General features: G+C 70.7%; 28 protein-coding genes and 1 riboswitch. Of the genes, 11 read left to right on the forward strand and 17 right to left on the reverse strand.

The window, feature by feature from the left end:
• Window positions 1–3: 3 nt before the first annotated feature.
• Window positions 4–585 (reverse strand): ECF transporter S component, encoded by a 582-nt coding sequence (locus tag L3i22_RS06755; protein WP_221326121.1) that lies wholly within the window; start codon window positions 583–585, stop codon window positions 4–6.
• A 38-nt stretch (window positions 586–623) separates the two neighbouring features.
• Window positions 624–728, reverse strand: a riboswitch (TPP riboswitch).
• A 63-nt stretch (window positions 729–791) separates the two neighbouring features.
• Here L3i22_RS06755 and L3i22_RS06760 point away from each other — a divergent pair.
• Entirely contained in the window at window positions 792–1,607 is an 816-nt protein-coding gene (locus L3i22_RS06760) for an alpha/beta fold hydrolase (protein ID WP_221326122.1), read from the forward strand.
• A gap of 31 nt (window positions 1,608–1,638) precedes the next feature.
• Window positions 1,639–2,175 (forward strand): DUF6328 family protein, encoded by a 537-nt coding sequence (locus L3i22_RS06765; protein ID WP_221326123.1) that lies wholly within the window; start codon window positions 1,639–1,641, stop codon window positions 2,173–2,175.
• On the opposite strand, the gene L3i22_RS06770 is transcribed toward L3i22_RS06765, so the two are convergent.
• The 7 genes from L3i22_RS06770 to L3i22_RS06800 form a co-directional block, all read right to left on the reverse strand.
• The gene (locus tag L3i22_RS06770; RefSeq protein WP_255658003.1) at window positions 2,172–2,774 is read right to left on the reverse strand and encodes a hypothetical protein; all 603 of its coding nucleotides are present in this window, start codon (window positions 2,772–2,774) and stop codon (window positions 2,172–2,174) included. The two genes, L3i22_RS06765 and L3i22_RS06770, sit on opposite strands and share 4 nt — an antisense overlap.
• Before the next feature lie 78 nt (window positions 2,775–2,852).
• Window positions 2,853–3,254 carry a Fur family transcriptional regulator gene (locus L3i22_RS06775; RefSeq protein WP_221326125.1) on the reverse strand — a complete coding sequence of 134 codons (402 nt, stop codon included), beginning with the start codon at window positions 3,252–3,254 and terminating at the stop codon, window positions 2,853–2,855.
• Window positions 3,254–3,550, reverse strand: coding sequence for a metalloregulator ArsR/SmtB family transcription factor (locus L3i22_RS06780; RefSeq protein WP_221326126.1), 297 nt, complete (start codon window positions 3,548–3,550; stop codon window positions 3,254–3,256). Before L3i22_RS06780 ends, L3i22_RS06775 begins: the two co-directional genes overlap by 1 nt.
• A 30-nt stretch (window positions 3,551–3,580) precedes the next feature.
• Window positions 3,581–4,450, reverse strand: a complete 870-nt coding sequence (locus L3i22_RS06785) for a metal ABC transporter permease (RefSeq protein WP_221326127.1) — start codon at window positions 4,448–4,450, stop codon at window positions 3,581–3,583.
• Between the two features lies 1 nt (window position 4,451).
• Window positions 4,452–5,234: a metal ABC transporter ATP-binding protein gene (locus tag L3i22_RS06790; protein WP_370644395.1), complete on the reverse strand. Its 783-nt coding sequence runs from the start codon at window positions 5,232–5,234 to the stop codon at window positions 4,452–4,454.
• On the reverse strand, window positions 5,231–6,109 hold the full coding sequence (locus L3i22_RS06795; protein ID WP_221326129.1) for a metal ABC transporter substrate-binding protein: 879 nt from the start codon (window positions 6,107–6,109) through the stop codon (window positions 5,231–5,233). Before L3i22_RS06795 ends, L3i22_RS06790 begins: the two co-directional genes overlap by 4 nt.
• A gap of 49 nt (window positions 6,110–6,158) precedes the next feature.
• Window positions 6,159–6,512 carry a DUF6703 family protein gene (locus L3i22_RS06800; protein ID WP_370644396.1) on the reverse strand — a complete coding sequence of 118 codons (354 nt, stop codon included), beginning with the start codon at window positions 6,510–6,512 and terminating at the stop codon, window positions 6,159–6,161.
• Between L3i22_RS06800 and L3i22_RS06805 the strand changes: the two genes are divergently transcribed.
• The 4 genes from L3i22_RS06805 (at window position 6,447) to L3i22_RS06820 (ending at window position 9,543) form a co-directional block, all read left to right on the forward strand.
• Window positions 6,447–6,788 (forward strand): antibiotic biosynthesis monooxygenase, encoded by a 342-nt coding sequence (locus L3i22_RS06805; protein ID WP_221326131.1) that lies wholly within the window; start codon window positions 6,447–6,449, stop codon window positions 6,786–6,788. The genes L3i22_RS06800 and L3i22_RS06805 overlap by 66 nt on opposite strands.
• A gap of 16 nt (window positions 6,789–6,804) precedes the next feature.
• Window positions 6,805–7,341, forward strand: a complete 537-nt coding sequence (locus tag L3i22_RS06810; protein WP_221326132.1) for a hypothetical protein — start codon at window positions 6,805–6,807, stop codon at window positions 7,339–7,341.
• Window positions 7,342–7,404: 63 nt separating this feature from the next.
• A complete protein-coding gene (locus L3i22_RS06815; RefSeq protein WP_221326133.1) occupies window positions 7,405–8,784 on the forward strand; it encodes a glycine--tRNA ligase in 1,380 nt (459 codons plus the stop codon).
• A 33-nt stretch (window positions 8,785–8,817) separates the two neighbouring features.
• Window positions 8,818–9,543: a hypothetical protein gene (locus tag L3i22_RS06820; RefSeq protein ID WP_221326134.1), complete on the forward strand. Its 726-nt coding sequence runs from the start codon at window positions 8,818–8,820 to the stop codon at window positions 9,541–9,543.
• Window positions 9,544–9,545: 2 nt separating this feature from the next.
• Here the strand turns inward: L3i22_RS06820 and L3i22_RS06825 are convergent, their stop codons facing one another.
• Window positions 9,546–10,028, reverse strand: coding sequence for an XdhC family protein (locus L3i22_RS06825; RefSeq protein WP_221326135.1), 483 nt, complete (start codon window positions 10,026–10,028; stop codon window positions 9,546–9,548).
• 143 nt (window positions 10,029–10,171) lie between these two features.
• Here L3i22_RS06825 and L3i22_RS06830 point away from each other — a divergent pair, with 143 nt between their 5' ends.
• Complete coding sequence (locus L3i22_RS06830) at window positions 10,172–10,522, forward strand: hypothetical protein (RefSeq protein WP_221326136.1); 351 nt, start codon at window positions 10,172–10,174, stop codon at window positions 10,520–10,522.
• A gap of 64 nt (window positions 10,523–10,586) precedes the next feature.
• Complete coding sequence (gene dusB / locus L3i22_RS06835) at window positions 10,587–11,705, forward strand: tRNA dihydrouridine synthase DusB (protein ID WP_221329822.1); 1,119 nt, start codon at window positions 10,587–10,589, stop codon at window positions 11,703–11,705.
• Here dusB and L3i22_RS06840 read toward each other — a convergent pair whose 3' ends face one another.
• From L3i22_RS06840 to L3i22_RS06870, 7 genes are all read right to left on the reverse strand, one after another.
• Entirely contained in the window at window positions 11,706–12,782 is a 1,077-nt protein-coding gene (locus tag L3i22_RS06840) for a hypothetical protein (RefSeq protein WP_255658004.1), read from the reverse strand.
• Between the two features lies 1 nt (window position 12,783).
• Window positions 12,784–13,875: an SPFH domain-containing protein gene (locus tag L3i22_RS06845; protein ID WP_221326137.1), complete on the reverse strand. Its 1,092-nt coding sequence runs from the start codon at window positions 13,873–13,875 to the stop codon at window positions 12,784–12,786.
• 67 nt (window positions 13,876–13,942) lie between these two features.
• Window positions 13,943–15,019: a DUF2786 domain-containing protein gene (locus tag L3i22_RS06850; protein WP_221326138.1), complete on the reverse strand. Its 1,077-nt coding sequence runs from the start codon at window positions 15,017–15,019 to the stop codon at window positions 13,943–13,945.
• A 307-nt stretch (window positions 15,020–15,326) separates the two neighbouring features.
• Window positions 15,327–15,698 (reverse strand): hypothetical protein, encoded by a 372-nt coding sequence (locus L3i22_RS06855; protein WP_221326139.1) that lies wholly within the window; start codon window positions 15,696–15,698, stop codon window positions 15,327–15,329.
• A 97-nt stretch (window positions 15,699–15,795) separates the two neighbouring features.
• Window positions 15,796–16,296 (reverse strand): roadblock/LC7 domain-containing protein, encoded by a 501-nt coding sequence (locus L3i22_RS06860; protein ID WP_221326140.1) that lies wholly within the window; start codon window positions 16,294–16,296, stop codon window positions 15,796–15,798.
• A gap of 38 nt (window positions 16,297–16,334) precedes the next feature.
• Window positions 16,335–17,342 carry a DUF4388 domain-containing protein gene (locus tag L3i22_RS06865; RefSeq protein WP_221326141.1) on the reverse strand — a complete coding sequence of 336 codons (1,008 nt, stop codon included), beginning with the start codon at window positions 17,340–17,342 and terminating at the stop codon, window positions 16,335–16,337.
• A gap of 37 nt (window positions 17,343–17,379) precedes the next feature.
• Window positions 17,380–17,727, reverse strand: coding sequence for a hypothetical protein (locus tag L3i22_RS06870; protein WP_255658006.1), 348 nt, complete (start codon window positions 17,725–17,727; stop codon window positions 17,380–17,382).
• A 304-nt stretch (window positions 17,728–18,031) separates the two neighbouring features.
• On the opposite strand from L3i22_RS06870, the gene L3i22_RS06875 reads away from it, so the two are divergent.
• Window positions 18,032–18,400 (forward strand): VOC family protein, encoded by a 369-nt coding sequence (locus L3i22_RS06875; RefSeq protein WP_221326143.1) that lies wholly within the window; start codon window positions 18,032–18,034, stop codon window positions 18,398–18,400.
• On the opposite strand, the gene L3i22_RS06880 is transcribed toward L3i22_RS06875, so the two are convergent.
• A complete protein-coding gene (locus L3i22_RS06880) occupies window positions 18,394–19,608 on the reverse strand; it encodes a methyl-accepting chemotaxis protein (protein ID WP_255658007.1) in 1,215 nt (404 codons plus the stop codon). The genes L3i22_RS06875 and L3i22_RS06880 overlap by 7 nt on opposite strands.
• Before the next feature lie 76 nt (window positions 19,609–19,684).
• On the opposite strand from L3i22_RS06880, the gene L3i22_RS53355 reads away from it, so the two are divergent.
• Window positions 19,685–19,993 (forward strand): hypothetical protein, encoded by a 309-nt coding sequence (locus tag L3i22_RS53355; protein WP_255658008.1) that lies wholly within the window; start codon window positions 19,685–19,687, stop codon window positions 19,991–19,993.
• Window positions 19,994–20,022: 29 nt separating this feature from the next.
• Window positions 20,023–21,225, forward strand: coding sequence for a deoxyguanosinetriphosphate triphosphohydrolase (locus tag L3i22_RS06885; RefSeq protein WP_221326145.1), 1,203 nt, complete (start codon window positions 20,023–20,025; stop codon window positions 21,223–21,225).
• The last annotated feature ends 7 nt before the right edge of the window (window positions 21,226–21,232 follow it).

Raw genomic sequence — 21,232 nt, forward strand, 5'->3', positions numbered from 1 at the left:
CGGTTAGATGAGCGCCCGTTCCCGGCCGGCCGGGAACCGGTCCAGGACGCCGGTCGGGGCCAGGGCCCGGACCAGCAGCCAGGCGCCGGCGCCGGCGATCACCGTGGCGCTGGCGACGGTGATCAGGGCGTACGGCACCCGGTAGTTCCAGAGCTCGTAGCTGTAGGTCCAGACGAACCAGTCGAAGACCGCGGCGACCAGCCCGGCCAGCGCGCCGGACAGCAGGCCCACCGGCAGCGTGAAGACCCGGTAGCGGAACAGCGCGAACGCCAGCTCCGCGCCGAGCCCCTGCGCGGCGCCCTGGAAGATCACCGTGGCGCCCCACTTGTTGCCGAGCAGCGCCGAGATCAGCGCGGCGACGGTCTCGGTGAAGAACGCGGCGCCCGGCTTGCGGATGATCAGGCCGCTGAGCACGGCCGGTAGGAACCACATGCCGTAGAGGACGGCCTGGGCCGGCGGGAAGAACAGGAAAGCGTTCTCGGTGGCGGCCCAGACGGCGTCCCAGGCCCAGAAGATGACGCCGAACGCGACGGCGATGACCGAGGCGATGACGATGTCTATCGTTCGCCAGCTGTTGTTGTTCATGGACGTGTGCCTCCCAGCGGGTACCGGGAGGAGACGCAATGGAGAAAAGACCGAACTTCCTGCGCTGGCATTACCCAGATCAGGTACGAGGGTCTGCGGCCTTCACCGCACTCTCAGCGCTGCGCGCTCCCCTGTCGGAAAACATGTGATGTGCTTCGATGACGCTAACACCTGGTGGATGCCGGGGCACAGGGAGGAATGATCGTATGGAGGTCAAGGCTCGGGGTCTGACGTTCGAGGTGGCCGAAGGGGGCCCCGCGGACGGGCAGCCGGTGCTCCTGTTGCACGGCTTTCCGCAGGACCACCGCGAGTTCGACCTCCTGCTGCCCCGCCTGCACGCGGCCGGGCTGCGGACGTACGCGATGGACCAGCGCGGCTACTCCCCGGGCGCCCGCCCGTCCGGCGCCGGGCAGTACCGGATCGGCGAGCCGGTCGCCGACGTGCTCGCCGTCCTGGACGCGCTCGGCATCGAGTCGGCGCACCTGGTCGGCCACGACTGGGGCGCCCAGGTCGCCTGGCTGGTCGCCGGCCGGCACCCGGAGCGGGTGCGCACGCTGACCGCGATCTCCGTCCCGCACCCGCGGGCGATGGCGCTGGCCCTGCGGGTCCGGCCGTCGCAGCGCGCCCGCCTCGCGTACTTCCAGGTGTTCCGCTCCGCGATCGCGGAGAAGCTGCTGATGGGCGGCGGTGCGCTGGGGATGCGCCGGATGCTCGGGGCGATCGGGCCGCGCGCCGACCGGTACGTGAAGGCGATGCGCGAGCCGGGCCGGATGCATGCCGCGCTGCACTGGTACCGGGCGTTCCGTGCCGACGACGTGGCGGACCTGGGCGAGATCACCGTGCCGACGACGTACGTCTGGAGCGACCGGGACGGCGTGGTCGGGCTGACCGCCGCGCTGCGCACCGCAGACTGGGTGCCGGCCGACTATCAGCTGGTCGCGCTGCGTGGGGTGAGCCACTGGGTGCCCGAGCAGGCGCCGCGCGAGCTGGGCGACGCGGTCCTGGCACGGATCGGCGTTTGACCATGGGCGCGGCGGGGAAAGCCGCCGCGACATGGCCGCCGAGAAACCACGCTCGCCGCACGAGACCGAGAAACAGCGCTGGGACCGGAACTTCGCCGACCTGCTGCAGGAGCTGCGCGTCGCGCAGACCGGGGTGCAGATCCTCTTCGCCTTCCTGCTGACCCTGCCGTTCTCCAGCGGTTTCCCGGCCGCCACCGCGTTCCAGAAGGACGTGTACATGGTGGCCCTGATCAGCGCGGCCTTCGCGACCGCGCTGATCATCTCGCCGGTCGCGTTCCACCGGGCGCTGTTCCGCCAGGGCCGCAAGCCGGAGCTGGTCCGCTACGCGCACCGGATGGCCACCAGCGGGCTGGCCTGCATGCTGGTGTCGATGGTCAGCAGCGTCCTGCTGGTCACCGACTACGTGCTGGACGCGCGCTGGGCGGTGGTGCTGACCGTCGTCTCCGCCGGCTGGTTCCTGACGTTCTGGGCGATCCTGCCGGTCACCCACCGCAACTGGGCGGACGACGACGACAAGGACGGCTTCGTGCTGGACGACGCGCCGGCCGACTCGTCGATCAACTCCTAGGCTTTCCGCAGGCCGGTGCGTGCCGAGCGCAGGCCGAGCCGTTTGAGTTCCAGCTCGGCCAGGGCCTCGACGGCGGCCGCGTCGCCGGCCCGCCAGCTCTGCGCGATGTCCGGGCCCAGCTTGGCCAGCTCGCCCAGCGGACGGGTGGCCAGGGCCCGCAGCGCCAGCAGGTCCTTGCCGGCCGGCTGGTCGCGGACCACGAGCGCGGTCGAGGCCCGCCGGATCCAGCGCAGCCGCAGCGGCAGCCAGAGGAACAGCACCAGGGCGAGCGGCACCGCGAGCGCCATCAGCGGCAGGATCAGCGCCAGCTTGTCGACCAGCTCCTGCTGCTGGTGGCCGGCCTCGGCGATCGAGCGGGCCGCGTCGGCGGCGCCGTTGAACGGCTTGACCAGCTGGTCGCCGACCAGGGGCACCCGGCCGACCTTGCCGCCCGCGTCGGCCAGGTTGTCGGCGATGCCACCGCCGGCGAGCTCCAGCTTCTGACCGGGCACGGCCAGTTTCTCCACCACGTCGTGGACCCAGATCGCGGCGCGGATCCACAGGTAGACCCAGATGACGACGAGGATGTCGGTGATCAGTTGGCGAATGGCGGTCGGCATGCGGTCGGCATAGAGCTTCACGAGTGAAGCCTTCCATTCCGCGGGGCGCGACGCATCCGGGCGTCCCTCAGGCGGGGCTCAGCATTTCGCGCACTCCGGGCAGGTACCGAAGATCTCCATGGTGTGCGACACGTCGACGAAGCCGTGCTCGCCGGCCATCTTCTCGGCCCACGACTCGACGGCCGGGCCGAGCACCTCGACGGTCCGCCCGCACGAGCGGCACACCAGGTGGTGGTGATGACCCTGGCTGCACCGGCGGTAGAGGTGCTCGCCGCCGGGCGGGCGCATCACGTCCACCTCGCCGGTGTCGGCCAGGCCCTGCAGCGTCCGGTACACCGTGGTCAGGCCGACCCGCTCGCCCCGGTCCCGCAGCATCGCGTGCAGGTCCTGGGCGCTGTGGAAACCCTCGGTCTCGCCGAGCACGTCGCGCACCGCGCTCCGTTGCTTGGTGTTGCGCTGGGCGCTGCTCTCCGGGTTCACTATCGGCTCTCCCTCGCGTGACTGACGGCATCCGCCACGATGTGCGCGATGTGTTCGTCCACCAGGGAGTATGCGATCTCCCGCCCACGCCGGACACCCCGCACCACGCCGGCGCCGCGCAACACCCGAAGGTGTTGCGAGACCAGCGGTTGCGGGGCGCCGAGCTGGGAGACCAGATCGTGCACACAGCGCTCGCCCGCGCCGAGCTCGGCGACGATGGCGATCCGGATCGGCGCGGACAGCGCCCGGAGCAGCGCGCCGGCCGCTTCGTAGGACTCGTAACCGGTGGCGGTCATCGTGCGCACCACCGTACCGCGAGTTTCTGATCAGGCATGCAGCACGACATCCGGGGGTTCGATGTGGGCCGGGTGCGCGGACTTGCGCCGGCGTGGACGGTGCCAGAGCGCGCCGGCCCCGGTGGTGATCAGGAACCCGGCGAGGGCGATCAGCACCGTGGTGGCGCCCGGCGCGGTGTCGATCTCGCCGGAGAGCACCACGCCGGCGCCGGCCGCGCAGATCCCGATCAGCATGGCCATCGCCATGGTCGACCGGAAACCTCGGGTGACCTGCTGCGCCGCCGCGACCGGGACCACCATCAAAGCCGAGACCAGAAGCAATCCGACGGTACGCATGGCGATCGTCACGGTCACCGCGGTCGTCACCGCGAGCAGCAGATTGAGCGTGCGCACCGGGAGACCGCTGACCCGCGCGTACTCCTCGTCGTTGCAGAGCGCGAAGAGCGCCGGCCGGAACACCAGCATCGCGATCAGCACCGCCGCGCCCAGCCCGGCGATCACCGCGATGTCGGCCGGCGACGTGGTGATCAGCGAGCCGAACAGGTACTGCATCAGGCTGGCGTTGCTGGCGTCGTCGGAGAGCCCGACCAGCACCACGCCGCCCGCGATGCCGCCGTAGAAGAGCAGCGCCAGGGCCAGGTCGCCGGAGGTGCGCCCGCGCTCGCGGACCAGCTCGACGGCGACCGCGCCGACCACCGACACCAGCACCGCGGTGAGCACCGGGGACTGGTGGGTGAGCAGGCCGACGCCGACACCGGTCAGCGCCACGTGCCCGATGCCGTCGCCGATCAGCGACAGCCGCCGCTGCACCAGGTAGATGCCGAGGGCCGGCGCGGTCAGGCCGATGATCAGGGCGCCGGCCAGCGCGCGCAGCATGAAGGGATAGGTCAGCAGGTCCATCTCAGTACGCCTTCATCCCCTCGGTGGGCGCCCATTCGCAGATCGTCGCCTTCTCCTCGTCGGCGTGCGGGTGCACGTGGTCGTGCCCCGGGTCGGCGTGGTGCCCGGCCGGTTCCGGCGGCACGCCCTCGTGCGCGATCCGGCCCTCGTGCACCACCACGGCCCGCCCGATCAGCGGTCGCAGCGGCCCCAGCTCGTGCAGGACCAGCAGGATCGTCCCGCCGTTCGCGGCGAACTCGGTCAGCGCGCCGGCGAACGCCTCCTGGCTGGCCGCGTCCACCCCGGCGGTCGGCTCGTCCAGGACCAGCAGGTCCGGCTTGCCGGCCAGGGCCCGGGCGATCAGGGTGCGCTGCTGCTGGCCGCCGGAGAGGGTGCTGACCGGGTCGCCGATCCGGTCGATCAGGCCGACCGCCGCGAGCGCCTCGTGGACCGCGGCCCGATCGGCGGCCCCGGGCAGCCGGAACATCCCGCGCCGGGCCAGCCGGCCGGACGCGACCACCTCGCCGACCGTGGCCGGGACGCCGCTGCCGGCGCCCAGCCGTTGCGGCACGTACCCGATGCGTTCCCAGTGGCGGAAGCGGCGCTGTGCCGTACCGAACAATGCGATCTCGCCACGGCGGACCGGGACCAGACCCAGGACCGTGCGGATCAGCGTGGATTTTCCGGAGCCGTTGGCGCCGAGCACGGCGACGACGTCGCCGGCGGCGACGCTGAGCGTGACGTCGCGCAGGATCTCCCGCCCGTCGTAACCGGCCGCCACGTGCCGGACCTCGATAACGCTCATGAGCACCCCAATGCCGTGGTGAGGGCGGCGAGGTTGCTCCGCATCACCGAGAAGTAGTCCGCGTGCGGGTCGGTCAGGCCTTCGAGCGGGTCGAGCACCGCGGTCTTCGCGCCGACCTCGCGCGCGATCGTCTCGGCGACCTTCGGGCTGACCAGGGTCTCGAAGAAGATGGTGGTGGTGCCGTGCGCGCGGGCGTCGGCGGCGACCTCGGCGAGGCGGCGCGGCGACGGCTCGGCCTCCGGGTCGACGCCGGTGATCCCGATCTGGGTCAGGTGGTAGCGGTCGGCCAGGTAGTGGAACGCGGTGTGGCTGGTCACCAGCTCACGGCGCGGGCAGTCGGCCAGCGCGGCGCCGAACTGGCCGTCCAGCTCGGTTAGCTGCCGGTGCAGGGTGGCGGCGCGGGCCCGGTAGTCGGCGGCGTGCGCCGGGTCGGCGTCGCTCAGCTTCTGCCCGACGGCGTCGGCGATGGCGGCCAGCCGGATCGGGTCGAGCCAGACGTGCGGGTCGGTGCCGTGCCCCTCACTGGACTTGACCAGGGTGACCGCGGCCGAGACGTCGTACCCCCGGGTCTTGGCGTTCTGTTTGATCGCGTCGTCGACCGCGGGCTGGAAACCGTGCAGGTAGACCGCGAGTTTCGCGTCCGAGATCTGGGCGACCTGGCGCGGGCTCAGCTCGACGTCGTGCGGCTCGGCGCCGGGCTTGGTCAGATTGGTGACCCGGACCAGGTCGCCGCCGATCCGCTCGCTGACGAACTGCAGCGGGTAGAACGCGGCGACGATCGGGAGCCGGCCGCCGGCGCTCGCCCGCGTGGCGCACCCGGCCAGCGCGGCCACGGCGGCCAGCACGAGCAACGGGATCAGCGGGCGGCGCATCATGCCACCTACTCTGATCGATAACGACAATGATTGTCAAAAGCGCATGCGTTCACAACGCCTTCGAGACCACCGCGACGATCAGAAGAGTGAGCAGCACCACCCGGACCAGGCGGGTGATCGGCGACTGGACCGGCCAGGTGGTGAAGGTCAGCGCGATCAGCCCGGCCGCCAGCACGCCGAGCAGCAGCGCGCCCACCACGCCCGGCAGGTACAGGCCGGCCAGCAGCAGGACCAGCGCCACGATGAACGCGGTGGTCGGGTTCACCCGGGCCAGCCGGCGCAGGAAATGGTCGGACGTCGTCACTGCGGCTCCTGTCGAAGTGCGTACCCTCGTCACATGCTGGTGCTCAACCGCTTCACGGTCCCGCCGGACACGCACGACAGCTTCGCGGAGCAGGCGCACGCCGCCCTCGCCGCGCTCGCCCAGTGCCCCGGTTACCTGTCCGGCCGGCTCACCCGGGCCCTGGAGGACACCACCAACTGGACCCTGGTGACCGAGTGGGAGTCCGTCGGAGCCTACCGCCGCTCGCTCGGCTCGTTCGACGTCAAGGTGCACGCCACCCCGCTGCTCGCGCGGTCGCTGGACGAGCCGTCCGCGTTCGAGACGCTGGCCAGTGCCGGCCCGGGGGAGGCGGTCGCGGTGACCGGCAGTGACCGGGCCGCCGAGCCGTGGCGCTGAACATTAGGCTGAGGGAATGACCTACGGTCAACCGCCCATGCAGTACGGCCCCCCGCCGCCCCCGCCGGCGACCTTCGTCCCGCCGCCACCCCCGGGTCCCGGCGTGCATCCGCCGTTCCCGGCGCCGCCCGTCGAGGGCCGTGGCCGGCGCATCGGCCTGGGCTTCGGCATCGGCGGTGGCATCGTCGCGCTGATCTGCGGTGGCGGGCTGGCCGCGATCATCGGCCTGGGGCTGTCGCTGAACGGCTCGATCAACGAGCAGGCGCACGCCGCGGTGGCCGACTACCTGGACGCGGTCAAGTCCGGGAACTACGACGAGGCGTACGGGCACCTGTGCCGGAGCACCCGCGCGCGGGAGAGTCTGAGCGAGTTCTCCGGGCGGGTCGCGCAGGAGGAGAAGTTCACCTCGTACACGATCGGCGATCTCAATCTCAGCACCGGTGAGGTGCCGGTCGACCTGGTCTATGCCGACGGCGACGTGAACCACACCGAGGCGCAACTCGGGCAGAACCGGACGACGGGTGAGTTCGAGGTGTGCTCTCTCGGGGAGTAACCTCGCTAATCGTCCAACGACCTTCCGATACCCCCGCCGACACCCAGCCGGCGTAGGAGACTCATGCCTGCCGACCGCATCGATTCCGTTGTCAGCCTTGCCAAGCGCCGGGGCTTCGTCTTCCCCTCCAGTGAGATCTACGGAGGAACCCGCTCGGCTTGGGACTACGGTCCGCTGGGCGTCGAACTGAAGGAGAACGTCCGCCGGCAGTGGTGGCGGACCATGGTCCAGCAGCGCGACGACATCGTCGGCCTGGACTCCGCGGTGATCCTGTCGAAGGACGTGTGGGCCGCCTCCGGTCACCTCGACGCGTTCGTCGACCCGCTGACCGAGTGCCAGTCCTGCCACAAGCGCTACCGGGCCGACCACCTGGAAGAGGCCTACGAGGCCAAGCACGGCTCGCTGCCGTCGTCGCTGCAGGAGCTGAACTGCCCGAACTGCGGCAACAAGGGGACCTTCACCGAGCCGAAGATGTTCAACGGCCTGATGAAGACGTTCCTCGGGCCGACCGAGAGCACCGAGGGCATGCACTACCTGCGCCCGGAGACCGCTCAGGGCATCTTCGTCAACTACGCGAACGTGGCGACCGCGGCCCGCAAGAAGCCGCCGTTCGGCATCGCGCAGGTCGGCAAGAGCTTCCGGAACGAGATCACCCCGGGCAACTTCATCTTCCGGACACGCGAGTTCGAGCAGATGGAGATGGAGTTCTTCGTCCCGCCGGGCAGCGACGAGGAGTGGCACGAGTACTGGCTGCAGGAGCGGTGGAACTGGTACCGCGACCTCGGCCTGTCCGAGAGCAACCTGCGCTTCTTCGAGCACCCGAAGGAGAAGCTGTCGCACTACTCGAAGCGGACCGTCGACATCGAGTACCGCTTCCAGTTCGGCGGCAGTGACTTCGCCGAGCTCGAGGGCATCGCGAACCGGACCGACTTCGACCTGTCCACGCACTCCAAGCACTCCGGTGTGGACCTGTCCTACTTCGACCAGGAGAAGGGCGAGCGCTGGACGCCGTACGTGATCGAGCCGGCCGCCGGCCTCACCCGCGCGGTGCTGGCGTTCCTGCTCGAGGCGTACGACGAGGACGAGGCCCCGAACACCAAGGGCGGCGTCGACAAGCGCACCGTGATGCGGTTCGACCCGCGGCTGGCCCCGGTGAAGGTCGCCGTGCTGCCGCTGTCGCGCAACCCCGACCTGTCCCCGAAGGCCAAGGGGCTCGCCGCTGACCTGCGCAAGCGCTGGATCGTCGAGTTCGACGACTCGCAGGCGATCGGGCGGCGCTACCGCCGGCAGGACGAGATCGGCACGCCGTTCTGCGTGACGGTCGACTTCGACACCCTCGAGGACGACGCGGTGACGGTCCGGGACCGGGACACCATGAAGCAGGAGCGGGTCTCGCTCAGCCAGATCGAGGACTACCTGATCAAGCGCCTCCCCGGCTGCTGAACAACGTGCCATGGCCGCCTAAGATGGGCGGCCATGGTGCGACGGGGATCGATCTACGTGATGGCGCTGCTGCTCTCGGCGGGCACGCTGGCCGCCTGCAAGTCGAAGTCCGAGAAAGAGTTCGAGGACGCGCCCGCGATGAAGGTGGGCATCGCCCCGGCGGGCAAGCCGCTGGCGGTCGGCAAGCCGGAGAAGAGCGGCGAGCTCGCGACGTACGGCTGGCCGGAGGCCTGTGAATACCTGCCCGAGGCCGACGTCCGGGCGATCCTGCCGTCGGCCACCTCGGTCACGCTCAAGCAGGAGAGCGTGGTGTTCTCCACCTCGCTGTTCGGGCAGGCCAAGGAGACCGTCCGGGACGCGCAGTGCACGATCGAGGTGATGCTGCCGGAGAAGGACGACGCGCCCACCTTCCCGCTGCGCATCCACGTGGTCGAGCGCGGATACGGCACGCCCCCGTTCGCGAAGTCGAACTACGAGAGCAATGTGACCAGCGGCTCGGACAAGGAGTGCCCGGCCACGCTGGTCAAATCCGCCGGCCTGGACGCCTGCGGGCACTCCAGCGAGGAATGGCACTTCCTGAAGAAGCGCACCGCGATCGAGGTGAAGGTGGACACGTTCGTCCCGAGCGGCGCCAAGTTCGAGGGCATGCCGGACCCCGGCACCACGGACAAGCTCGAGATCATCCACGCGGCGCGGATGTTCTGGGAGAACGACGTCGCCGCCCGCTTCGTCGCCGCGGTCGCCGCCCGCGCCTCCTGATCTCAGAAGTCGAAACCGCCCGGCCGGCCGTTGCGGTCGGCGATCAGGCCGGCCAGTACCGCCACCGCGATCTCGGCCGGGGTGCGGCTGCCGATGTTCAGGCCGACCGGGCGGTGGACGCGGGCGATCTCGTCGTCCGGCACGTCCAGGTCGCGCAGCGCGGCGACGTGCGGGCCCTCGTTGCGCGGGTTGCCGACGATGCCGATCCAGCGGGACTTCCCGGCGAGCGCCTCGCGCAGCTGGGCGCCGATCTCCGGCCGGTGATGGTCGGTGAGCAGGACGTCGGTGTGCTCGTCCGCCTCCGCCGCGGTGAGGTCGGCGACGACCCGGTCACCGTGCGGCCGCGGGGTGCCCCCGAGCTGCGTCGGATCCGGCTCGACGACCGTGACGTGGAAGCCCAGCTCGATCCCGAAACGGCTCAGCATCTCCGCCGTCGGGGATGCGAAAACGGCCACCAGCCTGCGCGGACTCTGCTCATCGCTCATGCTCCCGACTCTGTCAGATTCGAGCGGATCATGCACTCGTTCAGGTGACGCGAGACATCTAGTCCCGCGCCTATAGTTCTCCGGAGTGTGAACACCCCCTCGCCGGTCGTCCGACCGGCTACCCTTCACCCCTGGAGGCACCTGTGCCCACCCTCGAAGCCCGCGTGACCCGACTGGAGGAGCGCATGGACGAGCAGGAAAGGCTCCGCGCCAGCCAAGACAATGATTTGTCGGACATCGGCGAGAAGCTGCGCGTTCAGCACAGCCTCATCCAGGCCATGGCGGATACGCAGTCCGAGCACACCGCCCTGCTCAACAAGCACAGCGCGATCCTTGACAGGCACAGCGCGATCCTTGACAGGCACACCGCGTTGCATCGGGAACACTCCACGGCGCTAGCCCAGCTCACCCTCGACGTGCACATCCTCAAAGACGGGGTCGAGCAGATCGTCGGGATGCTGGACACGCTGATCGAGCGCGGCGGCGACCGGTAACGGGCGGGCGATTCGGGGTTGCCGGGCTGGGCGTGTCACCCTAGAGCGCGTGACCGCACCACTCATGCTCGGCAATCACGCCGTCAACCCGCCCGTCGTGCTCGCCCCGATGGCCGGGATCACTAACGTGGCGTTCCGGCGGCTCTGTCGTGAGCAGGGCGGCGGCGTCTACGTCTGCGAGATGATCACCACGCGGGCGCTGGTGGAGCGGATCCCCAAGACGCTCAAGATGGTCACGTTCGCCGAGGACGAGGGTTTCCGCAGCCTGCAGCTCTACGGCGTGGACCCGGAGGTGACCGCGCGGGCGGTCCGGATGGTCGGCGAGGACAACCTGGCCGACCACGTCGACCTGAACTTCGGCTGCCCGGTGCCGAAGGTGACCCGGCGCGGTGGCGGGTCGGCGCTGCCCTGGCGGCGCAAGCTGTTCGGCCGGATCGTGAAGCAGGCCGTCGACGCGGCCGCCGAGTTCGGCATCCCGCTCACCATCAAAATGCGCAAAGGCATCGACGAAGACCATTTGACGTACGTCGAGGCCGGTCTCGCCGCGCAGGACGCCGGCGTCGCCGCCGTGGCCCTGCACGCGCGCACCGCCGAGCAGCGCTACTCCGGTCAGGCCGACTGGGACGCGATCGCCACCCTCAAGCAGGCCCTGGACGTCCCGGTGCTGGGCAACGGCGACATCTGGGAGGGCTCGGACGCGCTGCGGATGGTCGCCCACACCGGGGTCGACGGCGTGGTCGTCGGCCGGGGCTGCCTGGGCCGGCCGTGGCTGTTCGCCGACCTGGAGGCCGCGTTCACCCAGGGCGCGTCGTACCAGCCGGTGCTGCCCACCCTGGGCGAGGTCGCGAAGATCATGTCCCGGCACGCCCAGCTGCTGGTCGAGGCGCTGGAGGACGAGAAGCACGGCTGCGCGGACTTCCGCAAGCACGTCGCGTGGTACCTGAAGGGCTTCCCGGTCGGCGGCGACCTGCGCCGCAGCCTGGCGATGATCTCCTCGCTCGCCGAGCTGGACGACCTGCTGGAGAAGCTGGACCCGGCGCTGCCGTTCCCGGAGGAGTCGCTGGGCCAGCCGCGCGGCCGGATCAACGCGCCGGGCAAGGTCTCGCTCCCGCACGGCTGGCTCGACTCCCGCGACGACGACACCGTCCCCGAGGGAGCCGAGACCGACGAGTCCGGCGGTTGATCAGGTCCGGTTCAGCTGGACCACGGTGATGATCGCGGCGATCAGCAGCAGAGCCGCGATGATCGCCGCCGCGATCTTGGCCGTGCTGTAGGGGCGTTCGCCGGCGACTTCGGCGGTGCGGCCGTTGACCAGGATGTTGTAGGTGCGGCCGGCGTGCAGGTAGCACGCGATCCAGACCGGCAGCAGCATCAGCTTGAACGTGACGTCGTGGTACGCCGTCTCGACCGCGTGCACCCGCTGCTCGTCGCCGCCGATGTCCCGCTCGCAGTCGTCGCGGATGACGTTCGCCATCACGGACTTGGCGTTCTCCAGGCCGGTCTCCGGCTCGATGTCGTACCGCAGGGTCTCGTGCCCGGCCAGGAAGTCCGGACGGTACGGCTCGGCGTCCGGCAGCGGCCACGGCTCGAGCTTCTCCAGGTGCTTGGGCAGGACCCGGGTGGTGCCGGTGACCAGCACGTCGTCGAACGGCCGGCTGACCACCCCGTGCGCCGGGTACCACCGGGTCTTGCGGACCTGACGGGTCTTGGTCTCGCCGTTCTCGGTGTAGCTCTCGGTGACCCAGTAGTGCTCGCCGCGCTCGCCCCGGTACTCCGAGACGGTGCTCGCGTCGTACGTCCAGTGCGGCAGGTACGAGCTGTGCGACGACTCCGCCTCGGTGACCCGTTTCAGCCCGTTCGGCGCGAACCAGCGGGACGCCGCCCACCCGCGCAGCGCCTCCCGCAGCTGGGGGCGGGCGACCAGGAACGGCAGCACCGCCTCCGGGACGACCTGGTCGCCCGGGCTGACGTCGGCGACCAGGGCCGCCCCGCAGAACTGGCAGCGGTCCGAGATCTTGTCGCTCTGGGTCACCGCGCCGCAGCCCTGGCAGGTGAAGACGTGCGGGGCCAGGGCGACGATCGGCTTGCGGGGCAGGCCGGCGAACTGCGCCCAGGAGTGCTCGCGGATCTCCCGGTCGGCCGGGCCGACCGGGGTCTCGGTGCCGCAGTACGGACACTTGAGCACCGCCGTGCCGGGGGCGAACTCCAGGTTCGCCCCACAGCCGGAGCACGGGTACTGCGTCTGGGTCTGCTGGGTCACGTCAGGCCTGCGGCGGGAGCGGCGGCGGGACCGCGGCGAACACGTTGCTGAGCTCGGTGACCTGCCCGGCCGGGGTCCACGCGGCCATCCCGTTGCGCCAGACCAGGGTCTGCCGGGTCAGCGCCCCGGACGCGGCGTGCCCGGCCAGCGTGGCCAGGTCGAACGGGCCCTGCTGGGTCCCGCCGAGCGCGGCGAACCAGTCACCGGCCGGCAGCGGGGGAGGGGTGGCGGCCGGCGGCGGTGTGTTCATCGACTGGGTGGCGCGCTGACCGGCGGCCATGCCGATGCCGATGCCGAACGCCTCGCCGGCCCCGCCGGGGTTCTTCGCGGCGTCCTCGATCGCGTTCGCGGTCTGGAACTTCGTGTACGCGTCCAGGTTGCCGACCACGCCCATCGAGGTGCGCTTGTCCAGCGCCTGCTCGACCTCCGGCGGCATCGAGATGTTCTCGATGATGAACCGGGGGATCGCGATGCCGGACGGGGCGAGCTCGTCGGTCAGCACCGCGGACAGCGTCTGCCCGATGGTCTGCTGCTTGGCGGCCAGGTCCAGGGCCGGGACGCCGGCCGTGGCGAGCGCGCTGCCCAGGTGGCTGACGACCAGCTGGCGCAGGTACTCCTGGACCTCTTCGGTGCGGAACTGCGGGTCGGTGCCGACCAGCTCGGTGAGCAGCTTCGCCGGGTCGACGACCCGCATCGCGAACGCGCCGAACGCCCGGAGCCGGACCACGCCGAACTCGGCGTCCCGCATCATCACCGGGTTCTGCGTGCCCCACTTCATGTCGGTGAACTGCCGGGTGTTGACGAAGTACACCTCGGCCTTCCAGGGCGACTCGAAGCCGTACTTCCAGCCCTTGATGGTCGACAGGACCGGCATGTTCTGCGTGGTCAGCGTGTGGGTGCCGGGCGGGAAGACATCCGCCACCCGTCCCTCGTTGACGAAGACGGCGACCTGCGACTCACGCACGACGAGCTTGGCGCCCATCTTGATCTCGTTCTCGTACCGGGGGAAGCGCCAGACGATCGTGTCGCGGCTGTCGTCCAGCCACTCGATGATGTCGACCAGCTCACCCTTGAGTTTGTCCCAAAGACCCATGCCGGCTCCTGACGTGCGCGTTGGTACCGATGGTGATGCGGCGCCGACCGTATCAACTCTCTGCTTCTCAGCGCAGTTGGGCCTCGTCGGCGGCGGCGCGTCCGGAGTCCCAGCCTTCCAGGCTGTCGACGCGGCTGGCGCGGGATCGGACCGTACGCGGGAAGACCTTCTCCATCGCGGCGCGGACCTCGACGTCGCGGCTGCGCAGCACCGGCAGCAGGTCGCCGCGGCCGGCGAACTCGCGCTCGGCGACCTCGCGCAGCCGTTCGCCGATCCGGATCGCGTAGGCGACCAGGAACGACCGGCGGAACGCCTTCACCCTGGCCTTGCCCTTGGCCGGCTCGTCCCGGGTCATCGCCCGGTTCGCCTGGACCAGCAGGGACGTGTGCAGCAGCTCGACCGCGTCGATGTCGGCGTCGAACCCGAAGATCGTGCTGAAGCCCAGCTCCGGCGACCAGACCGTGCGGCAGGCGTTGGCCTTGGCGACCGCGTCGAGCAGGCTGGCCTTCTCGTTCTCGTACGGATGATCCACCCCGATCCGCCGCGCGAACGGGACGACGCCGGCCACCGGCGCGGTGACCTCCTCGATCCGGTACCGGGTGATCAGCTCCTGGGCCTTCGCGCTGTACGCCTCCGCCTCGGCCGGGAAATCGGTCGCCTCGGCCTTCGCCAGCAGCGCGCGCACCCGGTCGAGCAGCCGCTTGTCGGCGTGGTGATGCACGGTCGTCGCGGGGACTCCCGGCGGTGGGATCAGGATCTCGATCGGCGGCATGCGCCGCAATTCCGACAAAAGATCAAGAGAGGCATCCAGTACGGCGATCCGGTCCAGCTTGCGACGATCCTCCGAGGTGAGCTGCGTGGCCTGGGCGCGCCACGCGTCGTCGACCGGATCCTTGCCGGCCAGGAAGGCCGCGGCCGCGTCGGCGACCAGCCGCCCCTGGATCGGGTTGCCGCGGCGCGCGATCGCCCGGTGCAGCTCGACCGGCTGCCAGCCGTTGGTGAACAGCCGCCCGAACTCGGCCCCCAGCACGGCGGTCAGCGCCGCGTCGGTCTCCGCGGCCGGAGCCCCGGTGAGCAGGTCGAGCGCGGTCTCGTAATCGAGCTCACCGGCCCGGACACGTTCGACGATCTCCCGGGCCGACATGCCACCGATGCTAGTGGCCGCGTTCCTGTTCCTTGCCCATGCCCCCGCCCGGCGTGACCGCGGTGACCCAGGTCGGACCGCATGGGTTCTTTATGAAGCGCAACCACCCGCGGACGTCGCCCTGGAGGGTCTCGCGTCTTTGGGCGCCCCGCGCCCTGCGAGGCCCGGAAGGGTCCCCGCGGGAGCGACGATCAGTTATTGGCCGCAGCGTAGGCAAGAAAGAATTTGATCTTGAAAGATGGTGGCGGGGAGGGTGGTGCGGACCCTCCCCGCCGAGGGGTGGTGATCACGGGCTGGGCGGCGCGGTTTAGATGTCGAGGTCGTTCTCGATGCGGCGCAGCTGATGACGGGACATGGCCAGGTTCGACCGGTCCCGGCGCAGCGCCACATAGAGGAACAGGCCCTTGCCGGCGCGGCTCGTGAGCGGGCGGATCATGTGGTACTGGGTGTCCAGGGTGATGAGGATGTCCTCGATCTTCTCGGAGAGGTTCAGCATCTCCATCGCCCGCAGCTTCGCCCGGACCACGTCGGTGTTGCCGGCCGCCGCGACCGTCAGGTCGAGGTCCTTGCCGCCACCGAGGGTGCCCAGGGCCATGCCGCTGGTGTGGTCGACGAGAGCGACGCCGATGCAGCCGTCGATCTCCATAACTTCTTTCAGAGCGGTTTCCATGTCGGGCATGGGGTTCATTCCTCCGTTGTGGTGGGATGGTGGCCCGTCTGTGACGACGACGGCGCCGGATGGATGCGGCGGGATTGCCGCGGTACTTCGCTGCCGGTCAGTTCGTCGCCGTGCGGCGGCGTGAGCCGTTCGGCAGCGTGGCCATCGGGGTCCGCCGGGCCAGCGGGATCGTCGACGGGCCGGTCTGTTGTGGAATCTCCGGACGCAGCTGTTGTTGTTGCTGCATCGTCTCCACCGCCATGAGCTTGGTGATCCGGCGCACGCACCGCCGTGCCTCCAGGTGCACCATGGCGAGGTTCGCGTCGCCCGAGGTGACCACGGTGAGCAGGGCGTTCGGACCCGCGGCGTACGAGGTGATGTATCCGCCGTCGCACTCGACGACGGACTCCCGCAACTCGCCGTGACTGACCGCGTGCGCGAACCGGCGCGCCAGCGCCAGATGCGCCGCGGCGAGCGCGGCCAGGGTGTCCGGCTCGATCCCGTGCGAGTCGTGCGCGACGACCATTCCATCGGCGGTGGCGAGCACGCTGCCGGACAGCTCCGGAACCCTGCTGCGCAGGCGGGCGAGCTCGTCGAGTACCGCCGGGTCGACCGTCATCACTCGGACCGCTCCTTCTTGGTCGGGGGGTGCGCGCGTCACCGCAGTGCCCTCAATGCGGTGCGTATTCGTTTGAGCAGGACCTCGTCGGCGGCCTGATGCGCCGGCGGGTTCTCCATCGCCAGCTCCTTCGGCAGCTTGGCGCCGGGTTTACGACGGGCGAGCCGGGGCAGCCGGTTCGGCCCGATGTTGCTCTCCCCCGGGGGCGATGGCGGCGGGGCCGGCGGCGGCAGCTCCGGCGGCGGGCCCGGGTTCACCGGCACCGGGGGCTTCTCCGCCGGCGGTGGTGGCGCCGGGCGGGCCACCGGAGCGACGTCCGCCCGATGCTGCGGGAGGCGGACGAAGTCGTGGCTCTCCGCGGTCCGTACCTCGGGGAGCTCGATCAGGCCCGCGGCCGCGAGCCGCCGCAGCTCCTGGATCGTCGCGTAGCCCGCGCGGCCCAGCAGCAGGGCCAGGTCGGCCGGCGTGCGCTGGCCGTCCGCGTGGACCAGCAGCTCCCACTGCGGCGAGGTGATGGTCACCCGCTCCCGCGGCGGACGGGCCACTGGGATGACCGGGGCGACGTCGATCCGCGGGTTCGGGAAGATGTCGTCGAGGAGCGTGACCCGGCGCCGGCACTCGCGCAGCACCGCGACCGTGTCGATGTGCACGACCGGGCCCAGCCAGTGCGTCGCCGCCGGCAGGAAGTCGATCGGCGCGGACGCCGTGGACAGCGCGAAGTACGCCGCGTCGTAGGTCGCCCCGAGCACGCACAGCTCCAGCTCGCCCTGGGTGAGATGGCCCTGCTCGACCAGGAGCCGGCCCACCCGGGCGGTGGAGGTGCCCAGGTCCAGCGCGTTCTGCCAGGTCCGTCCGGCCAGCCGGCCGGACGACGTGAGCAGCTCGCCCACCCCGGGCGCGGCCGGCGACTCGGCGTAGATCACCCGCCCCTCGAAGACGTAGACCGCGCCGCCGGGATGGCCGTGCACCACCAGCGCTCCGGTCTGCCGCTCGCCGGCGACCTGCGCGAGCAGATCACCGGATGCGGTGGTCTTCGTGGGCGGCACCGTCACTCCTCACTGGTGGGTGCGTTGGGCATATCGGTCATGTCGCCACAAGTTCGTCGGCGAGGCGCTGCATCTTGCGGCGGGCCACGGCGAGGTTGCCGCGCACCCGGTCCAGCCAGACGTAGAGCACCAGGCGGCTGTCGAACTCGGTCTGGACGACCCGCAGGAGGTGGTAGCCCCCGGCGGTCGTGATGATCAGGTCTTCGAGCAGGTCGTGCGGGATGGCCGAGACGAACAGCGACCGGCTGTTCGCGGCCTGGACCACGTCGGCGGTGCCGGCGGCCGCGGCCTCGTGATCCGCATTCGGTGCGGCTCCGGTCGTGGCGACCGGAAAACCCGTGGTGTAGTCGACGATGCTGGCCCCGACCGCGCCAGGAATCGTCATGGCCTCCTGTAGACAGTGATCGACGCCGGGCACTTCTCTCCTCGACGTGCTGTGCGGTTCTTTTTGCCGGTGACGTGCGGCCCCATCGCCGTCCCCGCCACCGTGGGCCATCCTCCGGTGACACAGAGCCGACAGGTCGCACGCGTTGTGCGTCAAAGTCCACTGCCCCGTAACCGGGAACCGGACATCGCATCCTGGGCACGCGCCAAGCACTTCCGTCGCACGGCGCGTCCGCCCGAGTGGCCTTCGTCACCCGCTGGAGTCGCGTAACCTGATCGTCACGTATCGATCGCCGGGAGGTCACATGCCCAGTCGCTGGGAGCAGGTCGTGGTGGACTCGCAGGATCCCGCACGGCTGGCACGGTGGTGGGCGGAGGCGCTCGACTACCGGATCGTCGACGAGGGCGACGACCGCGACGGTCACTACGTGGAGATCCGGCGGCGCCCCGACGAACTGCCCGGCCTGCTCTTCGGGCAGAACGCCGACGTCAAGAAGGTCAAGAACCGGCTGCACCTGGACCTGCGCCCGGAGGACCAGGAGACCGAGGTGGAACGCCTGGTCGGGATGGGTGCCCGGCCGGTCGACATCGGCCAGGGCGAGGTCCCGTGGGTGCTGCTGGCCGACCCCGAGGGCAACGAGTTCTGCGTGCTGAGTGACCGCAAGGGTCAGTAGCGGAACTCGCCGATCAGGGCGCGGATCTCGTCGGCCGCGCCACTGACCAGCTCGGCCGAGTGCCGGGTGGTGTTCGCGCCCTCCGCGGTGTCCGCGCTGGACGTGCTGATGTGCGACACCGTCCCGCTGATCTCGCTCGCCGCCGCGGACACCGACCCGACGTTGCGGGCCAGCTGATCGGTGGTCACCGACTGCTCCTCGACCGCGGCCGCGATGGTCCGCTGCCCGTCGTCGATCCGGGTGATCACCGCCGAGATCGCCTCGATCGCCGCGGCCGTCCCACCGGTCATCTCCTGGATCGCCAGGATCTTCGCGGTGATGTCCGCGGTCGCCTGCGCGGTCTCCTGGGCCAGGTCCTTGACCTCGGTGGCGACCACCGCGAAGCCCTTGCCGGCGTGCCCGGCCCGGGCCGCCTCGATGCTCGCGTTCAGCGCCAGCAGGTTCGTCTGCTCCGCGATGTTCGTGATCATCTGCACGATGTCGCCGACCTCGCGGCTCGCCTCGCTGAGCCGGGCCACCGCCTGCGCGGTCCGGTTCGCGCTGGTGGTCGCCTCGTTCGTGGTCGCCGCCGCGGAGATCGCCTGCTTGGCGATCTCCCGGATCGACGAGGACAGCTCCTCGGTGGCGGCCATCATGTCGCTCACCGAGCCGGAGACGTGCCCGGCCGAGGCATCCGCGCTGCGGGCCTGCGCCGACGTCTCCTCGGCCGACTGGTCCAGCGTGCCGGCCAGCGCCTGCAGCTCGGCGCTCGCGCCGGTCAGGACGACCACCCGGTCGGCGGTCGCCGAGACGGTGCTCTGCAGGACGGTGGTCGCCTCGTTCAGGGCGACCGCCATCGCGCCCAGCTCGTCCCGGTTGATCACCGGCGCGCGGACGGTCAGGTCCCGCTGGGCCAGCGCCCGCAACGCCTCCAGCATGCCGCGCAGCGGGCGGCGGACCGCCCGCACGGTCAGCCCGCAGGCGGTCGCGGTGATCAGGGCGGCCAGCAGCGCGGCCAGCACGATGAACCGGTTGCTCGACCGGGACGTCTCGGCGCCCCGCTCGGCGGCCCCCTTGACCTCGGCATACATCGAGTCGTCCAGGTTGCCGAGCTTGGTCTCCAGATCCGAGTAGACCGCCAGGAAGTCGGGCAGGCGCTTCGCCGTGGCGGCGTGCGCGGTGGCCGCGCCGGTCACCATGTCCTGGGCCGCCTCGGTGTAACCCACCACCGAGGGACGGATCGAGGAATACTCTGACTTAAGACTTTTCGGGGCGTTCGTCGCGGCGTCGTCGTACATCTCGAGCATGGTCTTCCCGTGCTCGGCGACCTCGTCGACCGCGAACGCGGTGCGCATCTCCGCGGTCGTCGCGTACATCGCCGACATCACGTCCGCGCGCAGCGCGTCGTGCATCATGTCGGCGTTCCACTGGTCGCTCATCGCCTCGCTGACCGTGGCGATCTCCTCGTTCGCCGCGGTCTGGTCCGACGCGTTGCGGACGGCGAAGCCGGTCACCAGGGCAACCGACAGGAGCCCGGCTGCGCCCATGGAAACGAGACGGCCGACGATCGTGAGGGAAACGGACTCCACGGCTACACCCATCGGCAACATCTAAAACCTGCTGAGGGACCTAAGGTTGATCACATGACGGCCGCCGACGCCCAGCGCTGGGCATCCGAGCCAGCCAAGGACAGCGGCTACGGAAGGACCCCTTACCAGCGGGACCGTGCCCGGGTGCTGCATTCGGCCGGCTTTCGCCGGCTCGCGGCCAAGACCCAGGTGCACACCGCCGGGTCCGACGATTTCCTGCGTACGAGACTGACCCACTCCCTGGAGGTCGCCCAGATCTCCCGGGAGATGGGCGCCCGCCTCGGCTGCGACCCGGACGTCGTGGACGTCGCCGGCCTCGCCCACGACATCGGCCACCCGCCGTTCGGCCACAACGGCGAGGCCGCGCTCGACCTCGCCGCCCAGCCCTGCGGCGGCTTCGAGGGCAACGCGCAGACCCTGCGGGTGCTCACCCGGCTGGAGGCGAAAGTCCCCGGCGCCGGGCTGAACCTGACCCGCGCCTCCCTGGACGCCTGCGCCAAATACCCCTGGTTCCGCCGGCCCGGCCTGCGCAAATTCGGCGTCTACACCGACGACGAGCCGGTCTTCAGCTGGCTGCGGGACGGGCGCGACGACGACCGCCGCTGCCTGGAGGCGCAGGTGATGGACTGGGCCGACGACGTCGCGTACTCCGTGCACGACGTCGAGGACGGGGTGCACGGCGGCTACCTCACGCTCGGCCCGCTGCTGCGCGACCCGGCCGAACGCGCCGAGCTCTGCGCCGACGTGGCCGCCACCTACTCCGACGAGAGCGCCGACCAGCTCGGCGAGGCGCTCGAACACCTGCTCGCCGATCCGGCGGTGGCCGCGGTGGGCGACTACGACGGGTCGTACCGCGCGCAGATCGCCCTCAAACGGATGACCAGCGTGCTGACCGGACGGTTCGTCTCGTCCGCGGTCGGCGCCACGCACAGCCAGTACGGGACCGACCCGATGCGCCGGTACGCCGCCGACCTGGTCGTCCCGCGCACCGTGCGGAACCAGTGCGCGCTGCTCAAGGGCATGGCCTTCCGGTACGTGATGCGGATGCGCTCCGCCGAGCCGTGGTACGAGCAGCAGCGGACGATCATCGTCGAGCTGGTGGCGGCGCTCGGTCGTACGCCGGAAAGGTTGGATCAGTTCTTCCGGCCGGAGCACGAGGCGGCCGGCGGCGACGCGGAAGCCCTGCGGGTGATCGTCGATCAGGTGGCGTCGCTCACCGACCCCGCGGCCGTGGCCTGGCACCGGGCTCTCTGCTGACGGCGCG

Origin of the sequence: Actinoplanes sp. L3-i22 (assembly GCF_019704555.1) — a bacterium.
Taxonomy (GTDB): Bacteria; Actinomycetota; Actinomycetes; order Mycobacteriales; family Micromonosporaceae; genus Actinoplanes.